General features: G+C 42.2%; 25 protein-coding genes. 20 read left to right on the plus strand and 5 right to left on the minus strand.

The genetic code is table 11. From position 1 onward, the window contains the following. Positions 1-8: 8 nt before the first annotated feature. The 6 genes from MHH86_RS13390 to MHH86_RS13415 all read left to right on the plus strand — a co-directional run bounded on the left by MHH86_RS13390 (position 9) and on the right by MHH86_RS13415 (position 8,135). Positions 9-1,250, plus strand: a complete 1,242-nt coding sequence (locus MHH86_RS13390) for a molybdopterin-dependent oxidoreductase (protein WP_342479750.1) — start codon at positions 9-11, stop codon at positions 1,248-1,250. A 151-nt stretch (positions 1,251-1,401) separates the two neighbouring features. Next, a complete protein-coding gene (locus tag MHH86_RS13395; protein WP_076213045.1) occupies positions 1,402-2,145 on the plus strand; it encodes a hypothetical protein in 744 nt (247 codons plus the stop codon). 13 nt (positions 2,146-2,158) lie between these two features. Beyond that, entirely contained in the window at positions 2,159-3,847 is a 1,689-nt protein-coding gene (locus MHH86_RS13400) for a VWA domain-containing protein (RefSeq protein ID WP_076213050.1), read from the plus strand. Between the two features lie 24 nt (positions 3,848-3,871). Continuing rightward, positions 3,872-5,011, plus strand: coding sequence for a toxic anion resistance protein (locus tag MHH86_RS13405; protein ID WP_036686385.1), 1,140 nt, complete (start codon positions 3,872-3,874; stop codon positions 5,009-5,011). Positions 5,012-5,166: 155 nt separating this feature from the next. After that, on the plus strand, positions 5,167-5,889 hold the full coding sequence (locus tag MHH86_RS13410) for a sensor domain-containing protein (protein ID WP_076316194.1): 723 nt from the start codon (positions 5,167-5,169) through the stop codon (positions 5,887-5,889). 854 nt (positions 5,890-6,743) lie between these two features. Then, on the plus strand, positions 6,744-8,135 hold the full coding sequence (locus MHH86_RS13415) for an alpha/beta hydrolase-fold protein (RefSeq protein WP_076144026.1): 1,392 nt from the start codon (positions 6,744-6,746) through the stop codon (positions 8,133-8,135). 172 nt (positions 8,136-8,307) lie between these two features. Here the strand turns inward: MHH86_RS13415 and MHH86_RS13420 are convergent, their stop codons facing one another. Then, the gene (locus tag MHH86_RS13420) at positions 8,308-9,036 is read right to left on the minus strand and encodes an SDR family oxidoreductase (RefSeq protein ID WP_076104285.1); all 729 of its coding nucleotides are present in this window, start codon (positions 9,034-9,036) and stop codon (positions 8,308-8,310) included. Between the two features lie 165 nt (positions 9,037-9,201). Between MHH86_RS13420 and MHH86_RS13425 the strand changes: the two genes are divergently transcribed. The 7 genes from MHH86_RS13425 to MHH86_RS13455 all read left to right on the plus strand — a co-directional run bounded on the left by MHH86_RS13425 (position 9,202) and on the right by MHH86_RS13455 (position 14,898). Then, positions 9,202-9,540: a winged helix-turn-helix transcriptional regulator gene (locus tag MHH86_RS13425; RefSeq protein ID WP_036686390.1), complete on the plus strand. Its 339-nt coding sequence runs from the start codon at positions 9,202-9,204 to the stop codon at positions 9,538-9,540. Between the two features lie 27 nt (positions 9,541-9,567). Continuing rightward, positions 9,568-10,020, plus strand: coding sequence for a hypothetical protein (locus MHH86_RS13430; protein WP_051491456.1), 453 nt, complete (start codon positions 9,568-9,570; stop codon positions 10,018-10,020). Positions 10,021-10,237: 217 nt separating this feature from the next. Further along, positions 10,238-11,254 (plus strand): ABC transporter substrate-binding protein, encoded by a 1,017-nt coding sequence (locus MHH86_RS13435; protein ID WP_036686393.1) that lies wholly within the window; start codon positions 10,238-10,240, stop codon positions 11,252-11,254. Positions 11,255-11,267: 13 nt separating this feature from the next. After that, complete coding sequence (locus MHH86_RS13440; protein ID WP_038570539.1) at positions 11,268-12,284, plus strand: iron ABC transporter permease; 1,017 nt, start codon at positions 11,268-11,270, stop codon at positions 12,282-12,284. Positions 12,285-12,309: 25 nt separating this feature from the next. Continuing rightward, positions 12,310-13,314 carry an iron ABC transporter permease gene (locus MHH86_RS13445; protein WP_038574413.1) on the plus strand — a complete coding sequence of 335 codons (1,005 nt, stop codon included), beginning with the start codon at positions 12,310-12,312 and terminating at the stop codon, positions 13,312-13,314. Positions 13,315-13,333: 19 nt separating this feature from the next. Then, positions 13,334-14,134 (plus strand): alpha/beta hydrolase-fold protein, encoded by an 801-nt coding sequence (locus MHH86_RS13450; protein WP_038570541.1) that lies wholly within the window; start codon positions 13,334-13,336, stop codon positions 14,132-14,134. An 11-nt stretch (positions 14,135-14,145) separates the two neighbouring features. Continuing rightward, a complete protein-coding gene (locus MHH86_RS13455) occupies positions 14,146-14,898 on the plus strand; it encodes an alpha/beta hydrolase-fold protein (protein ID WP_051491457.1) in 753 nt (250 codons plus the stop codon). Between the two features lie 82 nt (positions 14,899-14,980). On the opposite strand, the gene MHH86_RS13460 is transcribed toward MHH86_RS13455, so the two are convergent. Further along, positions 14,981-15,517 (minus strand): SRPBCC domain-containing protein, encoded by a 537-nt coding sequence (locus tag MHH86_RS13460; RefSeq protein WP_038570543.1) that lies wholly within the window; start codon positions 15,515-15,517, stop codon positions 14,981-14,983. A gap of 51 nt (positions 15,518-15,568) precedes the next feature. Further along, a complete protein-coding gene (locus tag MHH86_RS13465) occupies positions 15,569-15,901 on the minus strand; it encodes a metalloregulator ArsR/SmtB family transcription factor (RefSeq protein ID WP_036686399.1) in 333 nt (110 codons plus the stop codon). 348 nt (positions 15,902-16,249) lie between these two features. Between MHH86_RS13465 and MHH86_RS13470 the strand changes: the two genes are divergently transcribed. The 7 genes from MHH86_RS13470 to mnhG all read left to right on the plus strand — a co-directional run bounded on the left by MHH86_RS13470 (position 16,250) and on the right by mnhG (position 22,834). Next, a complete protein-coding gene (locus MHH86_RS13470; RefSeq protein ID WP_232061321.1) occupies positions 16,250-16,888 on the plus strand; it encodes a universal stress protein in 639 nt (212 codons plus the stop codon). Positions 16,889-17,015: 127 nt separating this feature from the next. Continuing rightward, positions 17,016-19,880 (plus strand): Na+/H+ antiporter subunit A, encoded by a 2,865-nt coding sequence (locus MHH86_RS13475; protein ID WP_036686622.1) that lies wholly within the window; start codon positions 17,016-17,018, stop codon positions 19,878-19,880. Further along, complete coding sequence (locus MHH86_RS13480) at positions 19,880-20,215, plus strand: Na(+)/H(+) antiporter subunit C (protein ID WP_036686402.1); 336 nt, start codon at positions 19,880-19,882, stop codon at positions 20,213-20,215. The genes MHH86_RS13475 and MHH86_RS13480 overlap by 1 nt, the downstream gene beginning before the upstream one ends. Further along, a complete protein-coding gene (locus MHH86_RS13485; RefSeq protein WP_076101745.1) occupies positions 20,212-21,690 on the plus strand; it encodes a Na+/H+ antiporter subunit D in 1,479 nt (492 codons plus the stop codon). Before MHH86_RS13480 ends, MHH86_RS13485 begins: the two co-directional genes overlap by 4 nt. Before the next feature lie 4 nt (positions 21,691-21,694). Next, on the plus strand, positions 21,695-22,168 hold the full coding sequence (locus tag MHH86_RS13490; RefSeq protein WP_076101747.1) for a Na+/H+ antiporter subunit E: 474 nt from the start codon (positions 21,695-21,697) through the stop codon (positions 22,166-22,168). After that, complete coding sequence (locus tag MHH86_RS13495; protein WP_036686407.1) at positions 22,168-22,461, plus strand: Na(+)/H(+) antiporter subunit F1; 294 nt, start codon at positions 22,168-22,170, stop codon at positions 22,459-22,461. The genes MHH86_RS13490 and MHH86_RS13495 overlap by 1 nt, the downstream gene beginning before the upstream one ends. After that, a complete protein-coding gene (gene mnhG / locus MHH86_RS13500; RefSeq protein WP_036686408.1) occupies positions 22,436-22,834 on the plus strand; it encodes a monovalent cation/H(+) antiporter subunit G in 399 nt (132 codons plus the stop codon). Before MHH86_RS13495 ends, mnhG begins: the two co-directional genes overlap by 26 nt. A gap of 134 nt (positions 22,835-22,968) precedes the next feature. Here the strand turns inward: mnhG and MHH86_RS13505 are convergent, their stop codons facing one another. Both MHH86_RS13505 and MHH86_RS13510 read right to left on the minus strand, forming a co-directional pair. Then, positions 22,969-23,346: a PilZ domain-containing protein gene (locus MHH86_RS13505; RefSeq protein ID WP_036686410.1), complete on the minus strand. Its 378-nt coding sequence runs from the start codon at positions 23,344-23,346 to the stop codon at positions 22,969-22,971. An 80-nt stretch (positions 23,347-23,426) separates the two neighbouring features. Further along, the gene (locus MHH86_RS13510) at positions 23,427-24,236 is read right to left on the minus strand and encodes a hypothetical protein (RefSeq protein WP_076273841.1); all 810 of its coding nucleotides are present in this window, start codon (positions 24,234-24,236) and stop codon (positions 23,427-23,429) included. Positions 24,237-24,261 lie beyond the last annotated feature (25 nt).

The following is a 24,261-nucleotide window of genomic DNA, read 5'->3' on the forward strand; positions in this document are numbered from 1 at the left end:
GAAAGGTAATGAATTCTTTACTGGCTCGGCTGCGCAAGGGATACGGGAAAAAGCTTCGGGCGCTTCATACCTGGAATGGCTGGCTGGTTGTGTTGCTCACGCTCACAGGACTTGTACTTGTAGGTGGCTTCTGGCGTGGCTTCTTAGGGGAAGGCAGAGTATGGATCAAAGGGCTTCATATCGTGGTCGGTGTTGTTTCGATTATTCCGGTTATTTATTATTTGCTGCTGGCAGGGAAACATTGGAAACAATTGAAGGAGCGGCCTTGGCAACGTTTTAATGTAATCGTTGTACTTTCATTGCTGCTAGGCTGGTTCGTTTCAGGAGTGCTACTTTGGCAATTCCGCGTGGTGGGTCCACATGTATCGAACGTTGCTCTGGTCGTCCATGACTTATTGACCTGGATAGGCCTTCCTTATATTATTTATCATTCTTTGACTCGGGTAAAATGGCTTAAAGAACCGAGCCGCCGGGTAGTGAAAAGCGGCATTGAGACAGGTAGCCCTTCGAATCATCGGGAAACCCCGCAGCCGGTTTATACACGTAGAGCTTTCATACGCGGATCGATTGGTGTTGGGCTTGCGGTAACTATAGGCCCATCGTTTATAAAATGGCTCAGCAGTTCAATTGGAAATATCGGGGGCAGCGAAACGATTGAAAAGCTGATCGAAAGTGATCGCAATCAGTTGTTGCCTGCACCCCAGCCACTGGCAGCATCCTCACCCCCTCTCGGAGGAGAGGCGCAAGGACAATTCCGTGTTTACACAGTCACTCCGATTCCGGAGTTTACGAACAACAATTGGTCTTTTACGATAGATGGGCTTGTGGAGCAGAATTTCAAGTGGAACTGGGAACAGTTCGTAAAGCTGAAGCGGACCGTTCAGGTGAGTGATTTTCACTGTGTGACAGGCTGGTCAGTCTATAAGAATACCTGGGAAGGCATCAAGCTAAAAGATCTTTTGAGTCAGGCCGGTGTGAAGCCCACAGCTAAGACTGTGAAATTCTATTCGGGTGATGGTGTATACACGGATACGCTCACATTGGAACAAGCCGACATGGATGATGTGCTGGTCGCGGTAATGCATGATGGAAGGCCGATTCCTAGCGATCTCGGCGGTCCTGTACGGTTAATCGTTCCGAAGATGTTCGCGTACAAGTCTGTGAAGTGGCTGAACCGGATTGAGCTGATCGAAGGCGATCATACGGGATATTGGGAGCAACGCGGGTATTCAAATGATGCGTGGGTATAAAATAGTGATCGTTAACCTTAATGGGCTTATTGCCTGTTAAGGTTTTTTTGTTGATTAATTCCTTATTTTTTTAACATATAGCAAAGGAAGAGACGTAATAACAGAAATTGCTCCATACAATAGAAGTGACTGGATGCAGGAGGTGGTTGTGATGAACGGGGTTAGAGCCATAAAGCTGTTGGGACTTATTCTCGGTGTGGTACTACTGAACATTATCGTGTTGTCACCAGGTTTATTAGGGGTGGAAATCGGAGGAACCAGTGTATTTGAAACCGCTTTGGGTGTGACATTGTTGTTTGTTAGTCTACTTGTTGTTCTTTATGGAAGTTATATTTTATTGTTTAAACCTTCATCTATCCCTGCTGTGAAAACACTGAAATCTTATGAGGATTATATAGCCGCGCTTACTCAATACAAAAATGTCAAAGTACTGAAAAAAGACATTGCGCTTGCTCTAGATCAGATATCCCGGATGGAAAAGAAGAGAAGTACCTTGTTAGATGTTTTAGGTCAGAGATTCGAATCCACTGAACTTAGCTTTAAAAAATTTAATGCAGTCAGTTATGAAGTAGCGAAGCTTTTTTACCTGAACATTCGAGGGATTCTGAATAAACTCAGTGTATTTGATGCCTCAGAGTTCACCCTTTTCTCCAGCCGGCATAGACCCTCGCAGTTCTCAGAAAAATTGGTGCAGAAAAAGACAGCTTTGTACAATGAATATTTGGCCTACGTAACAGGGTATCTTGGGGCAAATGAAGAGATTCTGCTGAAGCTGGATAAGCTGCTGCTGGAAATATCGCTACTCGACAGTACAGATTATACAGATGTTGAAGAGATGCCTTGTATGAAGGAAATCGATGAGTTGATCAAGCAGACGAAATTTTATAAGCAATGAAGGGGAGATGTGTATGGCTAATAAAGGAAAAACAGTAGCAGTTTTAGGGACCATTACGGTGGTAGTTTTTGCTCTCGTGTATTTTGGAATCACCTTAACCTCTAATATAGGAAAAACCGAAACCCAGATTTCTTCCGAAGATGCGGGGAAGCAGCTAGAGAAGCTATACAAGAACATAAACGTGACAACTGCTGAGCAAATCAAAGGCCAGATTGACCTGGATCCTGTTGCGATTGGGGATTCATTACCAGATATCTCAAAGTTTCCTGTATCCGTAGACAATACAACAGATAGCTTTGTAGAGATATTCTCTTCTACTGAAAAATCAGGAACAGGTAATGACGGGTGGCTGAATGAAGTTGCTACAGATTTTAACAACTCTAATATTAAGGTGAACGGGAGTCACGTTTCTGTGAAAATCCGTAATATTGCTTCAGGTACAGCGACAGATTACATAAGATCTGGGAAGTATGTGCCAGATGCCTTTACCCCTTCAAATGAGTTGTGGGGCGAAATGGTAAAAGCAAACGGGATGAACACTCAGCTAATCACTAAACGCCTTGTAGGAAATGTAGCTGGTATTGTTACCAGTAAGGCGAAATATGATGAACTAATAGAGAAATACGGTTCTTTAAACGTTAAGACGGTTACAGACGCCATAGCAAATAATGAATTATCAATGGGTTATACCGATCCTTTTGCCAGTTCTACGGGTTTAAACTTTCTGGTAACAGCGCTTGGGACGTTTGGCGGTGCAGATTTACTTGGAGAGCAAGCGGTGCAGGGCTTTGAGAAATTCCAAGCAAATGTACCCTTTATCGCCTCAACCACTTTACAGATGCGAGAGGCTGCAAAAACCGGTAAGCTTGATGCTTTTGTCTTAGAATACCAGATCTTTGTGAATGCAACAGATTTGAAGGGGGGGTATGTATTCACTCCTTTTGGTGTAAGACATGACAGCCCGCTTTATGCTTTGGGTGATCTTCCTCAGGAAAAACTCGATATTATTAAGAAGTTTGCTGAGTTTGTTGAACTGGATAAATACCAGGAGCTGGGTGAGAAAAAAGGCTTCAATGGTCTTAATGATTACCAATCAGAGCTTAGTACAGTGGATGGCAGTCTCATATCCTCAGCTCAGAAGCTGTGGAAAGAGAAGAAAAATGGCAATAAACCTATCGCCGCAGTATTTGTAGCAGATGTCTCAGGAAGTATGAACGGGGAACCCTTGAACCGTTTAAAGCAATCTTTATTAACAGGCCAGAAGTACTTGGGCAAGGATAACAGCATTGGTTTTGTCTCTTACTCTGATAACGTTACAATCAATCTTCCGATTGGAAAATATGACACGAACCAGCAGTCCATGTTTGTTGGTGCGATTGACAGCCTCCAAGCAAATGGGGGGACGGCTACTTTTGACGGAATCGCGGTAGCCATTCATATGCTTCAAACAGAATTACAGTTAAATCCGGATCTGAAGCCGTTGATCTTTGTATTAAGTGATGGGGAGACCAATGCAGGGCATTCCTTGAATGATATCAGAGGTCTGATTGAAACCTACAAAATCCCGATTTACACGATTGGATACAATGCGAATATCAAGGCGCTTGAGAGTATTTCGAGTATAAATGAAGCGGCCAACATCAATGCAGATACAGAGGATGTAGTCTATAAAATCGGCAACCTGCTCAATGTTCAAATGTAAGCTATATTTTATAGGAGGGGTTCTATGTCGTTTACTATGGAAGTCGTAAGTCAGGAAAAGCTGAAATCAGTAATTGAGGAGCAGGTCAAACCTGAGCCCGAGGAAGTATCACAACTCAAAGCACTGGCAGTAAACAATGTCTCCGCCATTCTGGATCTGAATTTAGAGTCACTGGATAAGCGAAAAGGGGTGCTGCAATCCATTGATAGCTTCGGTATGGAAACGATGAGATCCTCTTCGGACAAAAACTCCCTGTTGCAGATTTCTGTGGGGAATTTATCAAAAACAGGAGATGAAGGCGGCCAAGTAGCAAAAGGTTTGACGGAGCTTAATCTCCAGCTGAAGGATTTGGATCCCAGTGCAGTAGATTTTGCCAAGACGGGTTTTCTAGGTAAGTTCTTTAATCCATTACGTAGTTATTTTGCTAAATATCAAAAGGCGGATGCTGTGATTTCAGATATTATAATTTCTTTAGATAAGGGTAAGACCGTTTTGAAGAACGACAATACTACGCTGGAATTCGAGCAACAGGCCCTTCGGGAACTCACAAAAAAGCTACAAAAAGAGATTCAGCTCGGCATGTTGATGGATCAGGAGATAGAGACGCAACTGGAAGCGGCTAAGCTGCGTGATGAGGATGAGGAGAAAGTTCGGTTCATTACAGAAGAAGTGCTGTTTCCGTTGAGGCAGCGTGTTATGGATTTGCAACAGATGCTTGTAGTGAATCAACAAGGAATTATGGCCATAGAAGTAGTTATTCGAAATAATAAAGAGCTGATCAGAGGGGTGGACAGAGCTAGAAATGTTACCGTGTCTGCCTTGAAAATATCGGTTACGGTAGCTAGTGCGCTGTATAATCAAAGAATTGTTTTGAAAAAGATCGAACTTCTAAATCAAACCACCGATAGCCTGATCAGCGGTACCTCAAAAATGTTGAAAAACCAAGGGGCGGAAATCCATAAACAGTCGTTAGAATCAAGTATTTCAGTGGATACATTAAAGCAAGCTTTTACAGATGTGCTATCCGCTCTCGATTCCATCAGTACTTATAAGCAGGAAGCTCTCCCCAAAATGCGTGAAACTATTAATCAGTTCAGAGAGCTGGCGGATAATGGCGAACAGCAGATTGTACGGCTGGAAAAGGGAAATAACTTGGGATTGTAGCCTAGCAAAATCATAAAACCGATCAATTATGCGCCTTGAAGGAATAAATCCTAGCCTTTAGTCTGGTATGACTCCAGCCCCAAGACTGTTTTGAGCCTTCTCTTTCCCACGTATAATGAGATTAATTGAAAAACGTGAGAGGAAGGACAATAGAAATGAATGATAAGTTATACTCTATGCCGATGGGAGCTCTTGATTCCATGCATATTCCAGCAGAATCCCAACCCCAATCTAAAACGCGCAAACGTGGAGCAAGTCCAAAGACATATCGGAGTATTTTATACTTCTTAATCTCTTTGCCGCTTACGATTGTATATTTCGTGTTTATGGTGACAGGGCTGACGTTATCCATTGCGTTAACCCCAATATTCATCGGAATTCCTTTGTTTTTTGCAGTAGCTAAGGGATTGGATTACATCGTACAATTTGAGCAAGAGCTGGTCAGATCATTGTTAGATATTCCTAGACCTAGTGAAGAGGCCAGATCGGATATGCAGCTAGAGGGAGCGGGCTTCCTGCAACGAATGAAGTTAGGTTTTCATGGAGCGAAGTTTGCCCGTAACGTTATGCTGATTATGGGTCGATTCGTATCCAGCATTATATTCTTTTCAATAACAGTAACTGTAGTAGCGGCTGCACTGGGCCTGATTACACTACCTGTGCTGCACCAGATTTTCTTGCAAACCATGGATTTGAACATTTTAGAGAATAGTGTGTTTGCTTTGTTCCAGATCGACTGGACATTATCTCAACAATATATCTCCTATGTAGTAGCTGGATTTGTTGTTGCCTTGTTAGCAAGTTGGGTGATTCGTATGCTTATGGATGTGCAACGTAGAATGCTGTTCGTATCCTACGAGGAAAGACAACAGTACTAATTGGAAAGAAGAGATTGTCTCAAAACAACAACCCTTTCTGAATCTGAATAAAACACCAGACAGTGATCCTTCAGTTCGTGGAGAATCACTGTCTGGTGTTTTTGGTCTGCGGGGAGGTTTGCTTTTGCAAATGATGAGCTAGTGGAGGTTGTCTGATTGCTTCTTTGATTTTTTCGTCGGGTTGTTGGTGTGGGAAGTAGAAGGAATCTGCGAAATAGCTGTACTTTGTGCAGTTATTTCGAGTGCCAAAAGAATAATCCTGACTTTAACTGCACTTTATACAACTAAAAACTAGAGAATCCACTTATAAGGGAGTAATTTCAGAAAATAGCTGCACGAAATACACTTATATCCAGTGATCGAGCGTTCTGTTTGATTATAGTTGTATGAAATACAATTAAACTCGAACGCTTTTACACATTGCCCCCCCGTCAACTCAACTCTCCATGCATCACTTGTCGCTGGAGTGTAATCGCACAAATTATATAGATTTATATGTTCATTCATAAGCGCGTGTATCAGGTTAGAGATCAGTTAGTCTTCAACAATCATCTCTTTGGGAACTCCAAGCAGGCTTTTCCTATTCCTTTATGCCTTTGAATGATGTTATAAAAATATGCCCTATTCCTGCCTGCTATGGCAATGCTACAAATTGTAGCCCTCACGGAGCGATCCGTAAACCGTTCTTCGGGTTGTTTGGACGTTGTCGGAGTTGGTTTGTATGTCCCAGGATGTACTTGGTTTAGAGCTTACTATAATGCTCCTCCAACATGTGAAAAAATGTTCATTATCCCATATAAATCCTGTATAATGAGAGCTGTGAAAACGTTTGAACAAAAATCAGGAGGGGTTCTATGCATTCAAATGGATTATTTAGATGGAGGTTTTGGGGATTTGCAGTATTAGTTTTGTTAGCGCTTTCGGGATGTTCTAGTAATGGAAATGTAACTGAAAAAAATGCGGCATCATCAACTCCCAATCCAACTAAAAGTAATACTTCAAAAGCTTCGGAGAATCCAACCAATAAGGAGATAGCAAAAGGTACTGTGCACATAGAGAATCTAGGTGAGCGGAGAATATTTGTTTATTTACCTGCAGGGTATGAAGCTGACAGTGAGCGTTATCCTGTTGTGTATATGCACGATGGGCAGAATATTTTTAACACAAATACCAGCTCTTTAGGCAAAGAATGGAGAGTTGAGGAGATCATTGATCAGCTTGTTGCTGATGGAACCATGGAGAAGGTTATCGTGATAGGAGTCGCTTCAAGTGATGGATCAGAACGGGGAATGGAGTATGTTCCATTTCCGGATCAGTCTATTCCTTCGGATGGAGCGAGTGCAGCCGAATTTACCCAATATTTTATCAATACAGTTATTCCCTATGTGGATGGCGCTTACCGGACCATTCCCGATCGGGATCACCGGATGATCATGGGATCGTCATTCGGTGCTGTTCAGGCATTATGGATGGGGTATCAGCACCCGGAGACCTTCTCAGCGATAGGGGCTTTATCCCCTGCCACTTGGGTAAGCAATGGGCGTATATTGGAGGAGTTGGCGAAAGAGTCCGGGAAGCCTGCCTTAAAGATTTGGCTCGACATGGGTGTAACCGAAGGAATGCCAATTGATCCGCTTGTGACGGTACTAAAGTCGAAGGGATTTGTATTAGGGAAGGATCTATTCTTTCAGATGGACCCTTTGGGTACACATGAAGAGAAGTCATGGAATAGACGTGTACATAGTCCATTGATTATGTTCGCCGGGGAAGAGGCTGGACAAACGATCAAGCATGAAGTTAGCGACTATCTGACATTAATCGGACCAGAAGCTATCGATGTGCGTCTTAATTTACTAGTCACTATGGATAATGGGATGGATTATACAATCCTTGACGGAGTTGAATATCAAGTGTTGAATCCTGAAGTAGGGCAGGTAGACAAGGCAGGTAAGGTGAGCTTCCTGAAGCCGGAATCCTTGAAAGTAAATGTTTCATTTCAAGGTGTCACTGAAGAACATTTAGTTAACTATGAGCATTATGTAAAGGTATTTAAAGTTTATGTGAAATCTCTTGATGTTGACGAGAACGGGGATGAGTTCTCCATTAATCTGAAGCCCTCTGCTCGGAAATTAAATTCAACTCCTGAGTATATCTCAGCGCTAGTGAGCGCTGCTGAAAAAATCGGTATATATACAATTAAGGAGATTCAGGAGGATTCCATAAGTATAACCTTTAATACGAAGTAGTCATTGGAGTTCATAATCAAATGAGGTTATGCTCCTTATTTGAATTTACTATGATCTTAACTAAGGGAAACGGATCCCCTGGCTGATAATCAAGGAATTCTTCCCTAATTCTTTAAACTAAAAGAAGCTGACTCAATAAGTAGAAATTCTTACTTATTGAGTCAGCTGTTTTTTATCGCAAAATATATCCCCCATCCGGAAATAAAGTACTTCCTGTTGTATAGCCATTGGTCATCAAATAAATCGTTGTATGTGCTGCTTCGTCGGCATGGCCAACCCTGCCAAGGAGATTGATATTCGTATATTCGTCGTAAGCCTTGTCTCTAGTTTCCTGTTCTGCGCCTTCCCAATTAAAGTTGGTATGGATGGTTCCAGGGGAAATAACATTTACCCGAATCGGAGCCAATTCTACTGCTAATGCTTTTCCCAGACTTTCAATTGCGCCGTTACAAGCTGCATAGGAGGCACCGTCTGCAAGTGGACGTTGGCTGAATGCGCCGGACATAAGAACAATGGAGCCTGTAGGGTTGATAAAAGGGATAGCATGCTTTACAGCATTATATTGCGGCCAGAACTTTGCATTAAAGCAATTGTGAGCAACCTCTAAGCTCGAAGTAATCGGTCCTCTAACATAGGAGGCTCCCGGAGTGAACAAATGGTCAAATGCGCCGATTTTTTCAAAGAAAGCTTTCAAGTCCTGTTCATTTTGATTATCTAGTGAATGAATTTCAACAGAATCGAATCCCAGAAGCTGTTGAGCATTCTCTAATTTATCTTGTGAACGCCCAGCGATTATGACAGCTGCGCCTTGTTCAACCGCTTGTTTGGCAGTCGCAAGCCCTATTCCGGAGCTTCCTCCGATAATGACGATACGCTGGTTTTTTAATGAAATAGTGGACATATTTATCTTCTCCGTTCATAGTTAATTGGACTTATTAAGTTCTGTTTTTTATTATTAGCTATAAAATATAACCTGCACAGTACGCACTATTTTCGTACTAGGTACGATTTTTCGTACTAGCTGGTTCGAACATATAGTTATATAACTATCGAAAGAGGGGATCACATGGATTTGCTGGAGCCGAGATTGACTGGGGTTCTTACAACACTTGAAAAGATCGGTGGAAAGTGGAAGCCGCTCATTTTATTTATTTTATTGATAGATGGCACAAAAAGATTTGGGGAACTTAGACGGATCATCCCTGATGTTTCCCAAGGTACGTTAGCTAAACAATTACGTGAGCTTGAAGAGGATCAGCTTATCGACCGGGTGAGTTATCATGAGCTTCCTTTGAGGGTAGAATATAGTATTTCAGAACATGGAAAATCGCTAATTACAGTGTTGGATAGCATGTGTGGCTGGGGTAGGATGCATAAAGAATATTTGAATAATACAAATAAGTAGAGGGGGGACATTATTATTCATACTATTTTGCAGGAACCAACGGGTCAGACCTACAAGACGCTGGTACAGGTAGCTATGGAAGTATGTGATGAATTTATTCTAGTAAAACGTGATCAGATGGAGTTGGAGCCAGAAGGAGTTGAACTGCTTGAACAGCTGCAACCATTTCTCAAAAAGGTCATAAAAGATGACTATTGGCCGGGGACTCGGCTTATGGGGCATTATGCAGATGTTTATTTTTTTCATTGTTCACCTGAAGCGGTCGATATTCTTTTATCCTATTCCACCAGCTTGTACTCGTGGGTACAGACCAGGCTGCCTGATGATCTTTGTTTTCTAAAACAAGGACAACCGTGGCTAATCAATACAGCCCATGAGAGAGAAAGCAATTTGATCACTGATGTGAATGAGGAACTTAATAGACTAGAGGAGTGCGGATTGTTGTTCCGTGACTTATCTGAGTTTTATAACGTTGATTAAAAATTTAACTCATATTTAGTGCAGAAGAACCCGCATTTGGTGCGGGTTCTTCTGCATGCTCATTAATATTTCTACGCATCTGTTAAACTACAAGATTTCATATATTCAAAGAAAAGTATTGATAATTATTCTCATATGATTTAATATGATAACGATTCTCATTATCATTACTTTGGTTTGAAGAATGATAAATAAAATATAGATGGGGAGATTGAATATGAATCAGAAAAAATATTTATTAGCTGGGGTATCAGCAGTTTTAGCTTTGAGTTTGGCAGCTTGCGGTAACAATGAGAAGGATAAGACAGCTTCAGAAAAAAGCACAAATAATGCTGCAGTAGCAGCAGAAGGAACAGCAAATAACAAAGGAAATGCGGCTCAGGAGGCAGTTGCCACTGAACAAACCGTTACATATTTGGGCAAGGATTATGTCGTGCCTGCAGAGATTAATAATATTGTAGCAGCAAGTCTCGAATCTATGGAGGATGCTGCCATACTGGGAGTGAAACCTGTAGGTGTACTTGCAATAGCTGATGCTATTCCAGGTTATCTGTCAACTGAGCTAGCGGGTGCATCCTTAGTGGGGGATAAATTTGCTCCAAGTAATGAAGCGATTCTGCAGCTGGATCCAGATGTTATCTTAGGGTCTTCCAAGTTTGGGGAAGATGTAGCCGGCGCACTTAATAAAATTCAAACGATGATTCCTTATTCACATATTTCAACGAACTGGAAAGATAACTTGCTCTTATTAGGTCAATTATCCGGTAAGACGGCAGATGCGGAAAAGATTATTAGCGATTATGAATCTAAAGCCGCTGATGCTAAGGCTGAAATCGGAGAAAAGCTGAAAGATCAATCCATTCTAGTCATTCGTATTCGTCAAGGCAGTATGTGTGTATATCCTGCTGGCGTTTATTTGAATCCGGTTATTTATGAAGATCTGGGCGCTGCCATTCCTGAGGTGATCTCCTCTACAGAGGCACAAGCGGAGCTTTCATTAGAAGCTTTGGCGGATATTAATCCGGACTATATTTTCTTGCAGTTTGAGACTAGTGAGAATACTGATAATGCAACAGCACTTGATGATTTGCTCAAGAATCCGATCTTCAAAAGCGTTACTGCTGTCAAAAATAATCATGTGTTTGTAAATGCAATTGATCCGTTGGCACAAGGTGGAACGGCTTGGTCTAAAGTAAGATTCCTGGATTCAGCAATTGAAAACCTGTTGAAGTAAAACCAAAGGTGCGATGAATAAAATGAATACAAAAAATTGGAAAGTTATATTGATCCTATCAACTTCTCCATTATTCATCGTATTAGCAATTGTTGTATCCGTCTTATATGGTGTTAAAGATATTGGAATATTGACAATATGGCAGGCGATTACACACTTCGATGCTAATAATGTGGACCACAACATTATTATGACATCTAGATTTCCGCGTGTAATCGCCGCTTTATTAGTTGGAGCGGCTCTGTCTGTTTCAGGGGCGTTAATGCAGGGGGTTACACGTAACTATCTTGCATCACCATCGATTATGGGAGTAAATGACGGATCGGCATTTGTTATTACGTTGGCTATGGTGTTTTATCCGGGATTATCGAATGTTCAGATGATTATTTTATCCATGGTGGGTTCAGCCATCGGAGCGGGTTTGGTTTTCGGATTTGGTTCCTTGGTCAAAAACGGTTTATCACCAGTCAGGTTAGCTATTATTGGGACTGTAATTGGTACTTTTTTAAGTAGTATCGCCTCAGCAGTAGCGATGTTTTTTCAAGTCTCACAAAATGTTAGCGTTTGGTATAGCTCGAAAATACATACCGTTAATCCAGATATGCTAATATTATCGATTCCTTTTATAATCGTTGGACTGCTCTTGGCGGTTAGTATTTCTAAATCAGTAATGGTTGCTTCCCTAGGGGATGAAACGGCGATTAGCTTGGGTCAACGAACAAAATGGGTGAAAATTGTCAGTATTATATCTGTTATATGTCTGACCGGGACAGCAGTAGCTTTAGTTGGCAAGATAGCCTTTGTGGGCCTAATCATTCCTCATATTACACGTTTTATCGTAGGTATAGACTATCGCTTTATCATTCCTTGCTCAGCGGTGATTGGAGCTGTTTTTTTAGCGTTATGCGATGTCTTAAGCCGTTATATTAACTTTCCGTTTGAGACGCCAATCGGTGTTGTAACAGCCTTTATTGGAATCCCGTTCTTCCTTTATTTAATTCGGGTTAAAGGGGGAGAGCAGCGTGGATAGAAGTAAAATACAGTTTAGCCGCTATATGCTGACACTATTAGTTTTTATCCTGTTAACCCTTGTGGCGGGGTATTTTCATCTTACGAATGGCGTGTTTGATATGTCTGTAATGGATGTGATAAAAACGCTGCTGCGAATAGATCCTGACCCTAAATTTGATCTGGTTATTTTTCAGTTTCGGTTACCACGGATCATTATTGCTTCTTTAGTAGGAATAGGTCTGGGGATGGCGGGAACTGTCATTCAAGGAATTACCCGTAACGGGCTGGCTGATCCAGGGATCCTTGGGATTAATGCAGGCGCTGGAGCTGCCATCGTCGCGTTTATGTTTTTCTTTCAGATGTCGGGAGTTACTTTTTTCAAAGAAAGCTGGTTCTCGATACTAGCCATGCCGCTGTTTGGTTTTGTAGGTGGGCTTGCCGCAGTTGTGATTATCTTTATTTTCTCTTGGCGGAATGGTGCACTCGATATGCAACGCTTGATTTTGACAGGGATCGCGATTAGTAGTGGTTTTGGTGCGTTGTCGTTGTATATTTCTCTGAAAATGAATGCAAGTGATTATGAAATGGCTGCGGTTTGGAGTGTCGGAAGTATTTATAGCGCGAACTGGACTTATATCATTATGATCGCACCTTGGGTGCTTATTTTAGGATTTGTAATGTATCGAAAAAGCTATTTACTCAATTATTTTCAATTGGAGGATTCCAGTACAAAAAGCTTGGGGATCTCCGTAGAAAAAGAAAAGCTGATCTTTCTGTTATGCAGTGTGGGGATTATAAGTGTTTGTGTATCTGTATCCGGTTCTATAAGTTTTATAGGCTTGATGGCTCCTCATATCGCCAGACGATTAGTAGGAATTAATCACCGCTATATTATGTTATCCAGTGCAGTGGTTGGGATGTTTTTGCTGGTGATCTCAGATTATTTTGCCAAAACAATATTTCAGCCGGCAGAGTTACCCGTGGGTATAGTCGTTTCGATTATTGGTATTCCATATTTCTTATATTTATTAGCCAAGTCAAGAGTGTAGGGGAGAGTGTACAGAAAAAATGACAACACAAGTAGAGCTCGAACACACAGAATCATGGAAACTTGAATCTCAGTATATGGGTTACACGTACGATATAAAGGTTTCTCTTCCCAGAGAAGCAGCACCAGAAAAGGGCTTTCCAGTATATTACATGCTCGATGGTAATTCATATTTTCAATTAGGTCGGGATGTCGTAAAACTGCAGTCAAGAAATGCCCCAAAAACTTTTATTGCACCAGCAATTGTGATTGGAATTGGACATTATGGTACAGATGAAGAGGTCTCTAAAAGAAGATTTTATGATTTCACACCTCCTGCGAGGTTGTATGTATATCCGGATCGATTGAAAAATGCTGACATAGGACCACATGGTGGGGCTGAGAAGTTTTTAGCTTTTTTAGAATTAGAGTTAATGCCAGCAATCAACAAGAAATATAATGTGGATCAGCATAAACAAGCCTTGTTTGGTCACTCTCTCAGCGGTTTATTTGTCCTCTGGACGTTATTCACTCGTGCGAAGCTATTCCAGTATTATTTGGCCTCTAGTCCATCCATTTGGTGGAATGATCATGAAATCCTGACGTATGCGGAGCGGTTCTATAACAATGGTCAAGTGAAGATGACCGATAAACAAAAGTTATTGATTACCGTAGGGAGTGAAGAGTCGTTTATGGTCGATGACGCAGCATTATTATTTTCAAAAATGAATGAATATGCTCTGCGTAATTTAGAGGTTGAGCACTATGTCGCACCCAATGAAAATCACGCTTCTGTAGTGCCAACGATTATGAGTAGAGCGTTTCGAGTGCTGAACTGTTAAGGAGTGGGGATATGACGCAAATGAGGGCAGGCGAGCTTGTGCTTTTTGAACATATAGATCGTCAGATTACCGTGTATTTACCGAAAGAATATCATCTATTTCCGGAGCGGATATTTCCAGCGGTTTTCTTACAGGATGGAGATTTTTTGTTCAAAGAGGCGATTATAGCTATAGAGAAAGATGTGGAAGAGGGAGTAACAGAGCCGGTTATTTTTATCGGGATTGATTCTCAACTGCGGAATGATGAATATACACCTTGGGAAATGCCTGCTCTTTTTAAGGATTGGTCCTTTGGGGGCAAGGGCGATGATTATTTGAATTACGTCTATCAGGATCTTGTACCCTATATCAAAAGCTCCTATCGCATCTCTAACGAGCCGAAGAAATTGGCTTTGGGTGGTGTTTCACTAGGTGGATTAATAAGTCTGTACGCAATGTACAAGACTGAAGCTATTTTTGGAAATTTTATATTCATATCTGCGTCTGTATGGTTTAAAGATTTCATTCATTACATGGAAGCTTCAAGACTAGATAGGGAATGCAGAATTTATATGTATGTTGGTGAACAGGAAGGTATCCACAAGACAAATGTCCAGAAGGACATGGTGCCTAACAGCAAACGTGCTTATGATATTTTAAAAGAGAAGATTGATGAAGCTGATCAGCGTGTGAAGTTTGAGACGGATCCGCTGGGCACGCATAATGACATGTTTTTCCTGCAATATTTTCCGAATAGTATCAGGTTCTTATTTCCTGCAAAATAAACATAATAGGACGAGCGGGAGAGAGTAGCCTTGCTTCGTCCTATTTATCGATGAAAAGGGTCATGGCTAGCACATAGCTGCTCTAGTTATTCTTCTGTAAATTCTCGAGATGGGCATCCAAATTGTCGAAGGTTTGGGAAATCCCCTCTAACATCCCCATATCAATAACTTGTTGCAAGGCTTCCGGAGAAGAGTATTTACCGGTATTCACCAGCTTCGTTTGACCATCCAGGTCGATAAAATCTAGTTGGACAAGCGTCTCAGGCAAATCTTTTGAAATATTCCCCTCTGCATCTGAGAACCCATCTGTATAAATGACTTGTTCTGGGACTGTAATTTCCTTATACAATGCCTTGCCCCAAGACTCCATACCGTAGAAATCACCTTGATTCTTATCCTCGCACTTCATGCAATAATGCCAAGTACCCCCTGGACGGAAATCGACATTACATACGGGAAGCGTCCAACCTTTTGGACCCCACCAGTGCTTCAAATGCTCAGCCTCAGAAAAAGCTTTGAATACAAGTTCACGTGGAGCTTGGAATACGCGCTCTAATACTAATGTGTTGCCATCAACAATTTTGGATACCACTTGGTTGGACGGGTTAGAATTTGTCATGGGATAGATCCTCCTCAAATTTGTATGCTTCCTGCCAATTTCAGCCTGAGACTATGATTTTTTATTGTTTTCATTGCTCTGTAGCTTTTGCAAATAATCATCCAGTCGATCATATCGTTCTTCCCATATATGGCGGTAGGAGTCTAACCAATCGTCTATTTCCTTAAATGGATCAGGACGTAGCTTGCAAATGCGCTTGTTAGCAACAGCTTGAACTTCAATTAAGCCCGCTTCACTAAGGACGCGCAAATGCTTGGACGCTTGAGGCTGCCGTAGCTGAAGACTTTCTGCAATCTCCCCAACGGTTAAGGGATTAACCCGTAATAGTTCAACGATCTGCATGCGGTGGGGCTCAGCTAAGGCACTCATAACGTTAGTATTCATAAACGAGGATCACTTCGATTCATTAAATTCATTCGCTCTATTATGACGCACCATGGTTAAACGGCTCTATAGCGCCTCCTTTTTGTTATTTCCTGTTTGTAATAATAATTTTAATATACCATGACAGGAATATTCCTGTAAAGGAATGTATAAAATGCATTGAATGACACCTGCAAAAGAAGGGCATGATACAAGCATTAAAAAGAAATATGTTCCATGATAACCATCAAACTTTACAAAAAACATAGGAATAGATATAATTAAGTATAACTTATCGGGTTTTAGTAATACGCAAGGGGCCTAACGCCAGTGGGCTCCTTTTGTATTTCTTGGCCATGTTACAGGAGGGTGAAGGTCATACACAATGAAAAGATTATGGTTTGTGTTCATTATGGTCCGCATGGGGAGCGTTTAATCCGGCGTGGTGTCCAACTATCTGAAATTATAGGGGCGCCATTGTTTGTATTAAATGTCGATAGTTCGGATATTGATGAATATAATCAGAGCAAAGAAATGTATATGACGGTCTGGAAACGTCTTGCCGATGAAGCTGGCGCAGAGTTTATCATTCGGAAACGTGAAGGCCGAAAAACAACAGATATTATTGTAGAAGTTGCTGAAGAAAATGAGGTCACACAGATCGTCATTGGACAATCTGCTCAAACTCGGTGGCAGGAGCTTACCAAACGTAATTTCATCAATGAACTCATTGGTAAAATGAAAATGATGGATCTGCATGTCGTGGCTGTGCAGCGGATGCGCGCCGGGTTGGAAGAAACCCATGAGGAAGGCGTTATCGCCTACCTGGTCAAAAACGGGGCTGAATATCAGCTCAGTGATGAACCTCAGGGAGAGTATTCGCTTAAGGGAAAGTTCTTTCACGAACTACACACAGAATTTGAGAACGGTTTATTCAGAATTGAGCAGGAAGATGGAAAGGCTAGATATCTGCATATTTGTGATGGCACATTGACCGATTCTTTATAATTAGGCTTGCCCTTATCAACATTGGGGCCTTGTATATAAGGCCCTACCAATCATATGATCTTTGGCTTTTGGTAAAAAAGTAAGTACTAAAGTTCACAACTTAATAAGCTCAAGTGGAAAAGGAGGACTGCCTTTGCTGCATGTAATCATACTTGTTCCGTTTCTAATGGCCTTAGTAATCGCACTTTTGTCCAAGAGAGCACCCAACCTTCATAGAGGATGGCTTGTTTTCCCTGGTTCACTCGTTTTGTTTGTTTATTTCTTAACCCGGATTCCCGTTATTAAGGGTGGGGATTTGGGATATGAAACCATTTCATGGATTCCTTCACTAGGAATTGATTTGGTTTTCCATCTGGATGGATTAAGTTTGTTGTTTGCTTTGCTAATCACTGGGATGGGTAGTCTTGTAATTATCTATTCAATTTATTATCTTGACCGGCGAAAAGAAGCGTTAACCCCTTTTTATATTTATCTAATGTTGTTTATGGGGGCGATGCTTGGCGTTGTGCTCTCGGATAACTTGATGGTGTTATACGGCTTTTGGGAATTAACAAGTGTTTCGTCATTTCTGTTAATTGCCTTTTGGCATCGGCGGCAAAAATCGCGGTATGGTGCTCTCAAATCTATGTTGATTACCGTATTTGGTGGTTTAGCGATGTTTGCCGGCTTTTTAATGCTTTATGTAATGACAGGCACCTTTAGTATCCGGGAAATTTGGAGTGAGGTTGGCGATATTAGCGGGCATGCTTTATTTATTCCGGCGATGCTACTAATTCTTTTAGGCGCCTTCACCAAATCAGCGCAGTTCCCGTTTCATATCTGGCTGCCAGATGCCATGGAGGCACCTACACCCGTTAGCGCCTATCTTCACTCGGCAACGATGGTTAAAGCTGGATTGTATCTTGTCGCCCGTTTCAGCCCTGTTTTTGCGGGGCAATATGAGTGGTTCTGGGTTGTGTCAGGCGTCGGTTTGATCACCTTGATTTATGGCTCTATCCAGGCGATGAAGCAGACGGACCTGAAGGCTCTATTAGCCTATTCAACGATTAGTCAACTTGGACTGATTATGGGATTGCTGGGAATGGGATCGGCAGCGGCATTTTATGTAGGGGGAGATTCAGTCTTTTACACTGCTGCAACAACAGCGGCTATCTTTCACCTTATTAACCATGCCATCTTTAAAGGCTCTTTGTTTATGATGGTCGGTATAGTTGACCATGAGACGGGTACCCGCGACCTGCGGAAGTTGGGCGGACTGATTTCCATTATGCCGGTTACCTTTACGGTAGCGATGATCGGCAGTTTCTCGATGGCTGGTTTGCCGCCATTTTCCGGGTTTTTAAGTAAAGAAATGTTTTTTACAGCTGTTCTGAATATCCGAAACCTGGATATATTGTCTGTTCCCTCGTTGTTTACGCTCTTCCCGGTTTTGGCCTGGATTGCCAGCGTGTTTACTTTTGCATACAGTATGATTTTGGTTTTTCACACCTTTTTCGGAAAATATCAGCCTGAGAAGCTGGACAAAAAACCGCATGAAGCCCCATTTGGACTTCTGCTTGCCCCGTGCCTGCTAGCAGTGCTGTCTATATTTATCGGTTTTTTCCCGAATATATTATCCAATACACTTATTATCCCTGCAATGAATGCTATTCACCCAATCTTGCAGACCGGAGAACCCTTTGTTGTGAATATTCATTTCTGGCACGGCTTTACACCAGAAATATGGATGACACTTGGTGTTGTGATTCTTGGTATTATTGTATACCGAATCTATGGCCGCTGGAGTCTGGTCGATAAAGAATGGGGCAGTGGCTACACTTTAAATCAAGTCTATGACGGAGTAATCCGGCTGGTCGAGAAATCGTCTAGGGCGTTGACTGGCACCTATATGACAGGTTCTATGCGCCATTACTTGATGTATATCTTCGCTTTCCTGATCGTAGCCATTGGTGGAGCCGTGTGGTATACCGATGGAATTACGCTTGGGACAACTGAATATGCTCCGTTTTCGTTGTTTGAAGTTATTGTTGTTATGGTTATGCTTGCGGGCGCTTTGGCTATCCCATTTGTACGTTCCAGAATCACAGCCATTTTGTTAACAGGAATGGTTGGTTATATGGTTACTTTACTCTTTGTTCTGTTCCGGGCACCTGATCTGGCGCTTACGCAGATGATTGTCGAAGTAGTATCCGTTACATTGTTCCTGCTATGTTTTCGGCATTTGCCTAAGCTGGAGAAAGAACCGTTCAAACTTCGGTCCCGCTTGCCTAAGCTAATTATTTCCATCGGGATGGGAATAACCATGACATTGGTTGCACTTGCTGCTTTAGGCAGTAGTCCGTTCGAATCCATCTCGAAATATTATGTGGAGAATAGCTATACCTTGGGTGGCGGTAAAAATATTGTTAATGTTCTGCTCGTTGATTTCCGCGGCTTTGATACCATGTTTGAAATTACAGTGCTTGGCCTTGCCTCACTTGCTATTTATTCCATGATCAAACTGCAGTTGGATACGGATGGAACTATTGCCCCACTGAAGCGGGCTGTGAAGGATAATAAACCACGTTCTTCTGTAAGTGATGATGTGTTACTACAAGCGGTAGCTAAAGTAGCCTTCGTTATGATACTAATATTTTCACTTTATCTGTTTTTCGCCGGACATAATAATCCGGGAGGCGGATTTATTGGAGCATTGATGGCATCAGCCGCATTGGTACTGCTCGCCATTACTTTTGGGATTGATATGGTTGAGAAGGTATTGCCTATCGACTATCGTAAGTTAATCGCGATAGGGGTATCTGTAGCTTTTCTTACAGGAATAGGTTCGTTTTTATTCGATGTACCTTTTCTGAGCCAAGCGTTTGGCTATTTCCAACTGCCACTTATGGGCAAAACAGAACTGACCACAGCAATGTTCTTTGATCTCGGTGTTTTCTTAGCTGTTATTGGTGTCACTATGAATATCATATTTACGATCGGGAGGGATAGCTAATGGAGCTTATTATTGCCCTGGCGATCGGTGTACTGTTTTCCGTAGGTGTTTATCTAGTTCTTTCCAAAAGCTTGCTGCGTATCCTTCTGGGAACCACTTTAATAACGCACGGCGTTCATTTGTTGTTACTGACAATGTCTGGCCTCAAGACAGGTGCTGCACCATTGCTGGGTGAGGAAGCGGAAGCTTATGTCGATCCTTTGCCGCAGGCGCTCATTTTGACCTCTATTGTAATTAGCTTTGGAGTAACAGCATTTTTTATTGTTTTGGCATACCGGACTTACCGCTCGACGGGTACCGATGATGTGGAAGGAACCAAGGAGGAGAGACGATGAACAACTTGTTAGTGCTGCCTCTGCTGATTCCGGCCATTACGGCAGTTATACTCATTTTTCTGAAAGAACGAGTACGTCTGCAACGAATCATAAGTGCCGTCAGTGTGTTTTTAAATATCTTTGTTGCAGGATTCATTGTGTATCAGGTAAATACAAACGGTATCCAGACCTTATATATGGGGGGATGGCGTCCACCTTATGGCATTGTGTTTGTTGCCGATATGTTTTCGGCATTGCTCGTGTTGACAGCGGCCATTGTTGGTGCAGCTTGTCTGTTTTTTTCCTTCGCTAGCATTGGGGAAGACAGAGAACGGTTTTATTACTACCCGTTTTTCCATTTTTTATTAACCGGGGTTTTTGGCTCTTTCCTCACCGGGGACCTGTTTAACTTGTTTGTCTGCTTTGAGGTGCTGTTAGTTGCTTCTTACGCTTTGATCGTACTTGGTGGGTCCAAGGGTCAACTGCGAGAGACATTAAAGTATGTATTAATTAATGTGATTTCCTCTTCCTTGTTTGTGGCGACGATTGCTTATTTATATGCTGCGACAGGCACACTGAATATGGCGCATTTATCTATGCGTGTAGCAGAGGCGGGACAAGGCGGTGTAATGAACGTCATTGCGGTCCTGCTGCTAATTGTATTTTCGATTAAGGCAGGTTTGCTGCTCTTTTTCTGGCTTCCCGATTCCTATAGTGCACCGCCATTGGCTGTTAGAGCCCTGTTTGGGGCTTTGTTAACCAAGGTCGGATTGTATGCAATTACACGTACCTTTACTTTGATTTTTATTCAAGAACCGGGACTCACCCATACATTGATTGCCTGGATGGCGGGGGCGACAATGATACTTGGGGCAATCGGGGCATTGGCTTACAACGATCTGGGCCGAATATTTAATTATAATATCATCATCAGTGTAGGATTTATTGCTTTTGGGATCTCTGTCGCGACTCAGGATTCGTTAAATGGTGTAGTGTTTTATTTAATGCATGACATGGTTGCCAAAGCATTATTATTTTTCCTGGGTGGGATGATTATCTCAGCTTCGGGCACCGACCGATTAAAAGAAATGGGTGGTTTGATCCGACGTTATCCGTGGACCGGCTGGATGTTTTTTGTACTGACTTTGGCATTGGTTGGTGTTCCACCCCTTAGTGGTTTCGCTGGAAAAGTGATGATGGTGCGTAGTGGATTTGGAGAGAATCACGTGGCTCTGGCGCTGATTGCACTTGCATCCAGCTTTGTAGTGTTATATTCCTTGATCAAGGTATTCCAGCAAGTATTCTGGGGTGGCGAGAAAAGGGAAGAACAAGTCAAACCGCTTCATTATAAAGCCATGATGGCACCGGCGGCTGTTCTGTTCGTGATTGTAATTCTGATGGGTGTAGGTGCGGAGACGGTAAACGGTTTTGTGAGTCAAGCCGGAGCCGTACTGGCTGATCCAGCACTATACATTAACGCTGTCATGAAGGAGTGATACTATGGCTTTTCAACTATTATTGAATTTCATGATAGCATTCCTGTGGATGTTCCTGCACAATGACTGGACTGGGCCACGTTTCGTCATTGGTTTCTTGATCGGTATCCTCATTTTGCTCGGAATGCGACGTTTTTGGCCCAGATTATATCTAGGAAAAGTGTGGGCAATTATTAAGCTAATCCTTTTGCTGCTGCGGGAACTGGTCGTTTCAAGTTATGTAGTGGTAAAAGCCGTTCTGAGACCGGAGCTTAATATACGTCCAGCAATCTTGAAATATACTACAGAGCTGAAATCGGATTGGGAAGTGGCTACTTTGATCACATTGCTCTGCCTTACTCCCGGATCTGTGGTACTTGAAGTATCGGATGATAACCGGACTTTGTATATTCATGCCATGGATGTTGATGATCCCGCACAGTTCAGAGCGAATATCCGTGACACCTTTGAGCGTGCGATATTGGAGGTGACCCGTTAATGATCCATTTTATTCTTATGCTCTCGCTTACGATTATGGCGCTGGCGATTGGTGTATGCGCCTGGCGTTTGTTGAAGGGACCTTCTTTGCCTGACCGGGTAGCAGCACTGGATACGATTGGAATTAATCTGTTAGCCATGGTAGCCGTTCTTTCTGTTTTACTCCGAACGCAGGCTTTTATCGAAATTATTTTGTTAATAGGCATTCTTTCCTTTATCGGCACGACGGCATTTGCCAGATACATCGAAAGGGGAGTGGTGCTAGAACATGGAAACGATCAAGACAGTCGGTGAATTGCTGTTTGCTTTGTTAATTCTGATGGGGGCATTGCTTAGTGCTGTAAGTGCTTATGGACTGATTCGGCTGCCTGATGTTTATCTGAGATCGCATGCCGCTGCTAAAAGTGCAACCCTTGGTGTTTTATGTGTTCTGAGCGGGGCCTTTCTATATTTTGCATTTTTTCTAGATCATATAAGTGCTAAGCTGCTACTGGGGATTGTCTTTGTATTTATGACCTCACCTTTATCTGCGCATTTGACAGGTAGAGCTGCTTATCGCTCAGGGGTTCCCTTATGGAATCGCAGAATTCAGGATGATTTAAGAGAGGTACTGGAGAAAGAAAAAGCTGTAGCAGCATCCCCTGAACGGGATGTGCCTCAAGAATAAAATTCAGGAAATGTTAGTCTGTAATTTCGGATTACAACAATAAGTTTGGATCGCAATAGCTAAAAAGCAACAACCCTGCATGAAAACGCGGGGTTGTTGCTTTTTTAGATTAAAACTACTCTTTTTTTGTTATCTTAACGAACTAATATTTTGCCTTCTCCAGCAAGTATGCGAAGTACCCTTGGGAGTCGTTCACCGTCATTCTCAGGGATGTCCAACTGAATGCCGTAGTGGAAACTGCCTTGTTGTTCTTTGTTCCATTTCAATATTCCTTCTATGTACATAGATTCATCCGTAAGATTCATTTCCATGCCAATGCGTACTAGGTTATTTTCTGGGTTGATATTGAGGGGTAACGATAAGTGGCAACCCGATCGACTGATGTCGAACAATACAGCCCTTACAGGCTTGGAAGGAACCTGGATGCCGTTAATAGTAAGAATATGAAGATCAAATGTTACAGGTTCTTTAAGGGTATATCGAAAAGGTTCGGTTCTGCGATTAGTGTTCATATGCTCCTCCATACTTTTCCATGTAATATAAATTATCGACATAAAAGTAGGATTAGTGAAGAGTTGATTCTATTTTTGATTTATTTCACTACTTGAGCAGTCTCGTAGGTAAGGCAGCGCAGACTTTGATCAGGATAACGCATTTCTGCCGTGTAGCTGCTGCCATCTTCCAGCATCATCTGAACAGCGACCATGCCGCGTTTATCATTGGTTTCAGTGTTGATTAGTGTTGCTGCAACAATTTTTCGGCTTTCTTTTTGTTTATCTGTAAGGATAGTAATGGCCGTATTGATCCAACTAGCATCTTTATAGATGGCGCTGGCAGCAGAAGCGCTAATTGGTGTTCTTTTCAGAGAATTATTAATCGCGGTCGTATTCACTACCATACCGTTTATGGGATCAATTAGTACATCGTATTCCCAGAATTCCTTACCTTGCCCTTCTAGGGTCTTGGCGTTATATGGACTGAAATGTACAGCCCATGTCCACGGCAGCGAGGTTCGGGTATCACTCAGAATAACCCGCATCTGCAGCTTGGCAATGTCCACATCGAATAATTTGCGAACGCTTGAAGCAGCCAGAGCAACGGTATCGCTTTGACTCAAATGCCCTACAGCAGGCGGTGTAACAGTGTTCCGTTTGGATACAGAAGTCTCATTACCAGCCATGTCTATGAAATTGTTAATTTGTTGTATTTCTTTAGGGCTCGTCTGCTGTTGTAGATCGTCATTCTCTGTGGACACCTGCGTGGGTGCTTCCAACTTCACCCCTGGGGTTTTGATGCTGGTTAAAGCTAAATGGGTGGTGTTTTGAATGACTGCACTGACGATTAGCAGACTCCCTGAGAACAGGAGTACAGCTAAAGCAGTGGGGAATTTTTTGTTATTCACTTGAATAACCTCCATTTGCTTCGGA

The sequence above is a fragment of the Paenibacillus sp. FSL F4-0097 genome (genome assembly GCF_038593125.1).
In the GTDB taxonomy this organism is placed as follows: Bacteria; Bacillota; Bacilli; order Paenibacillales; family Paenibacillaceae; genus Paenibacillus_AQ; species Paenibacillus_AQ odorifer.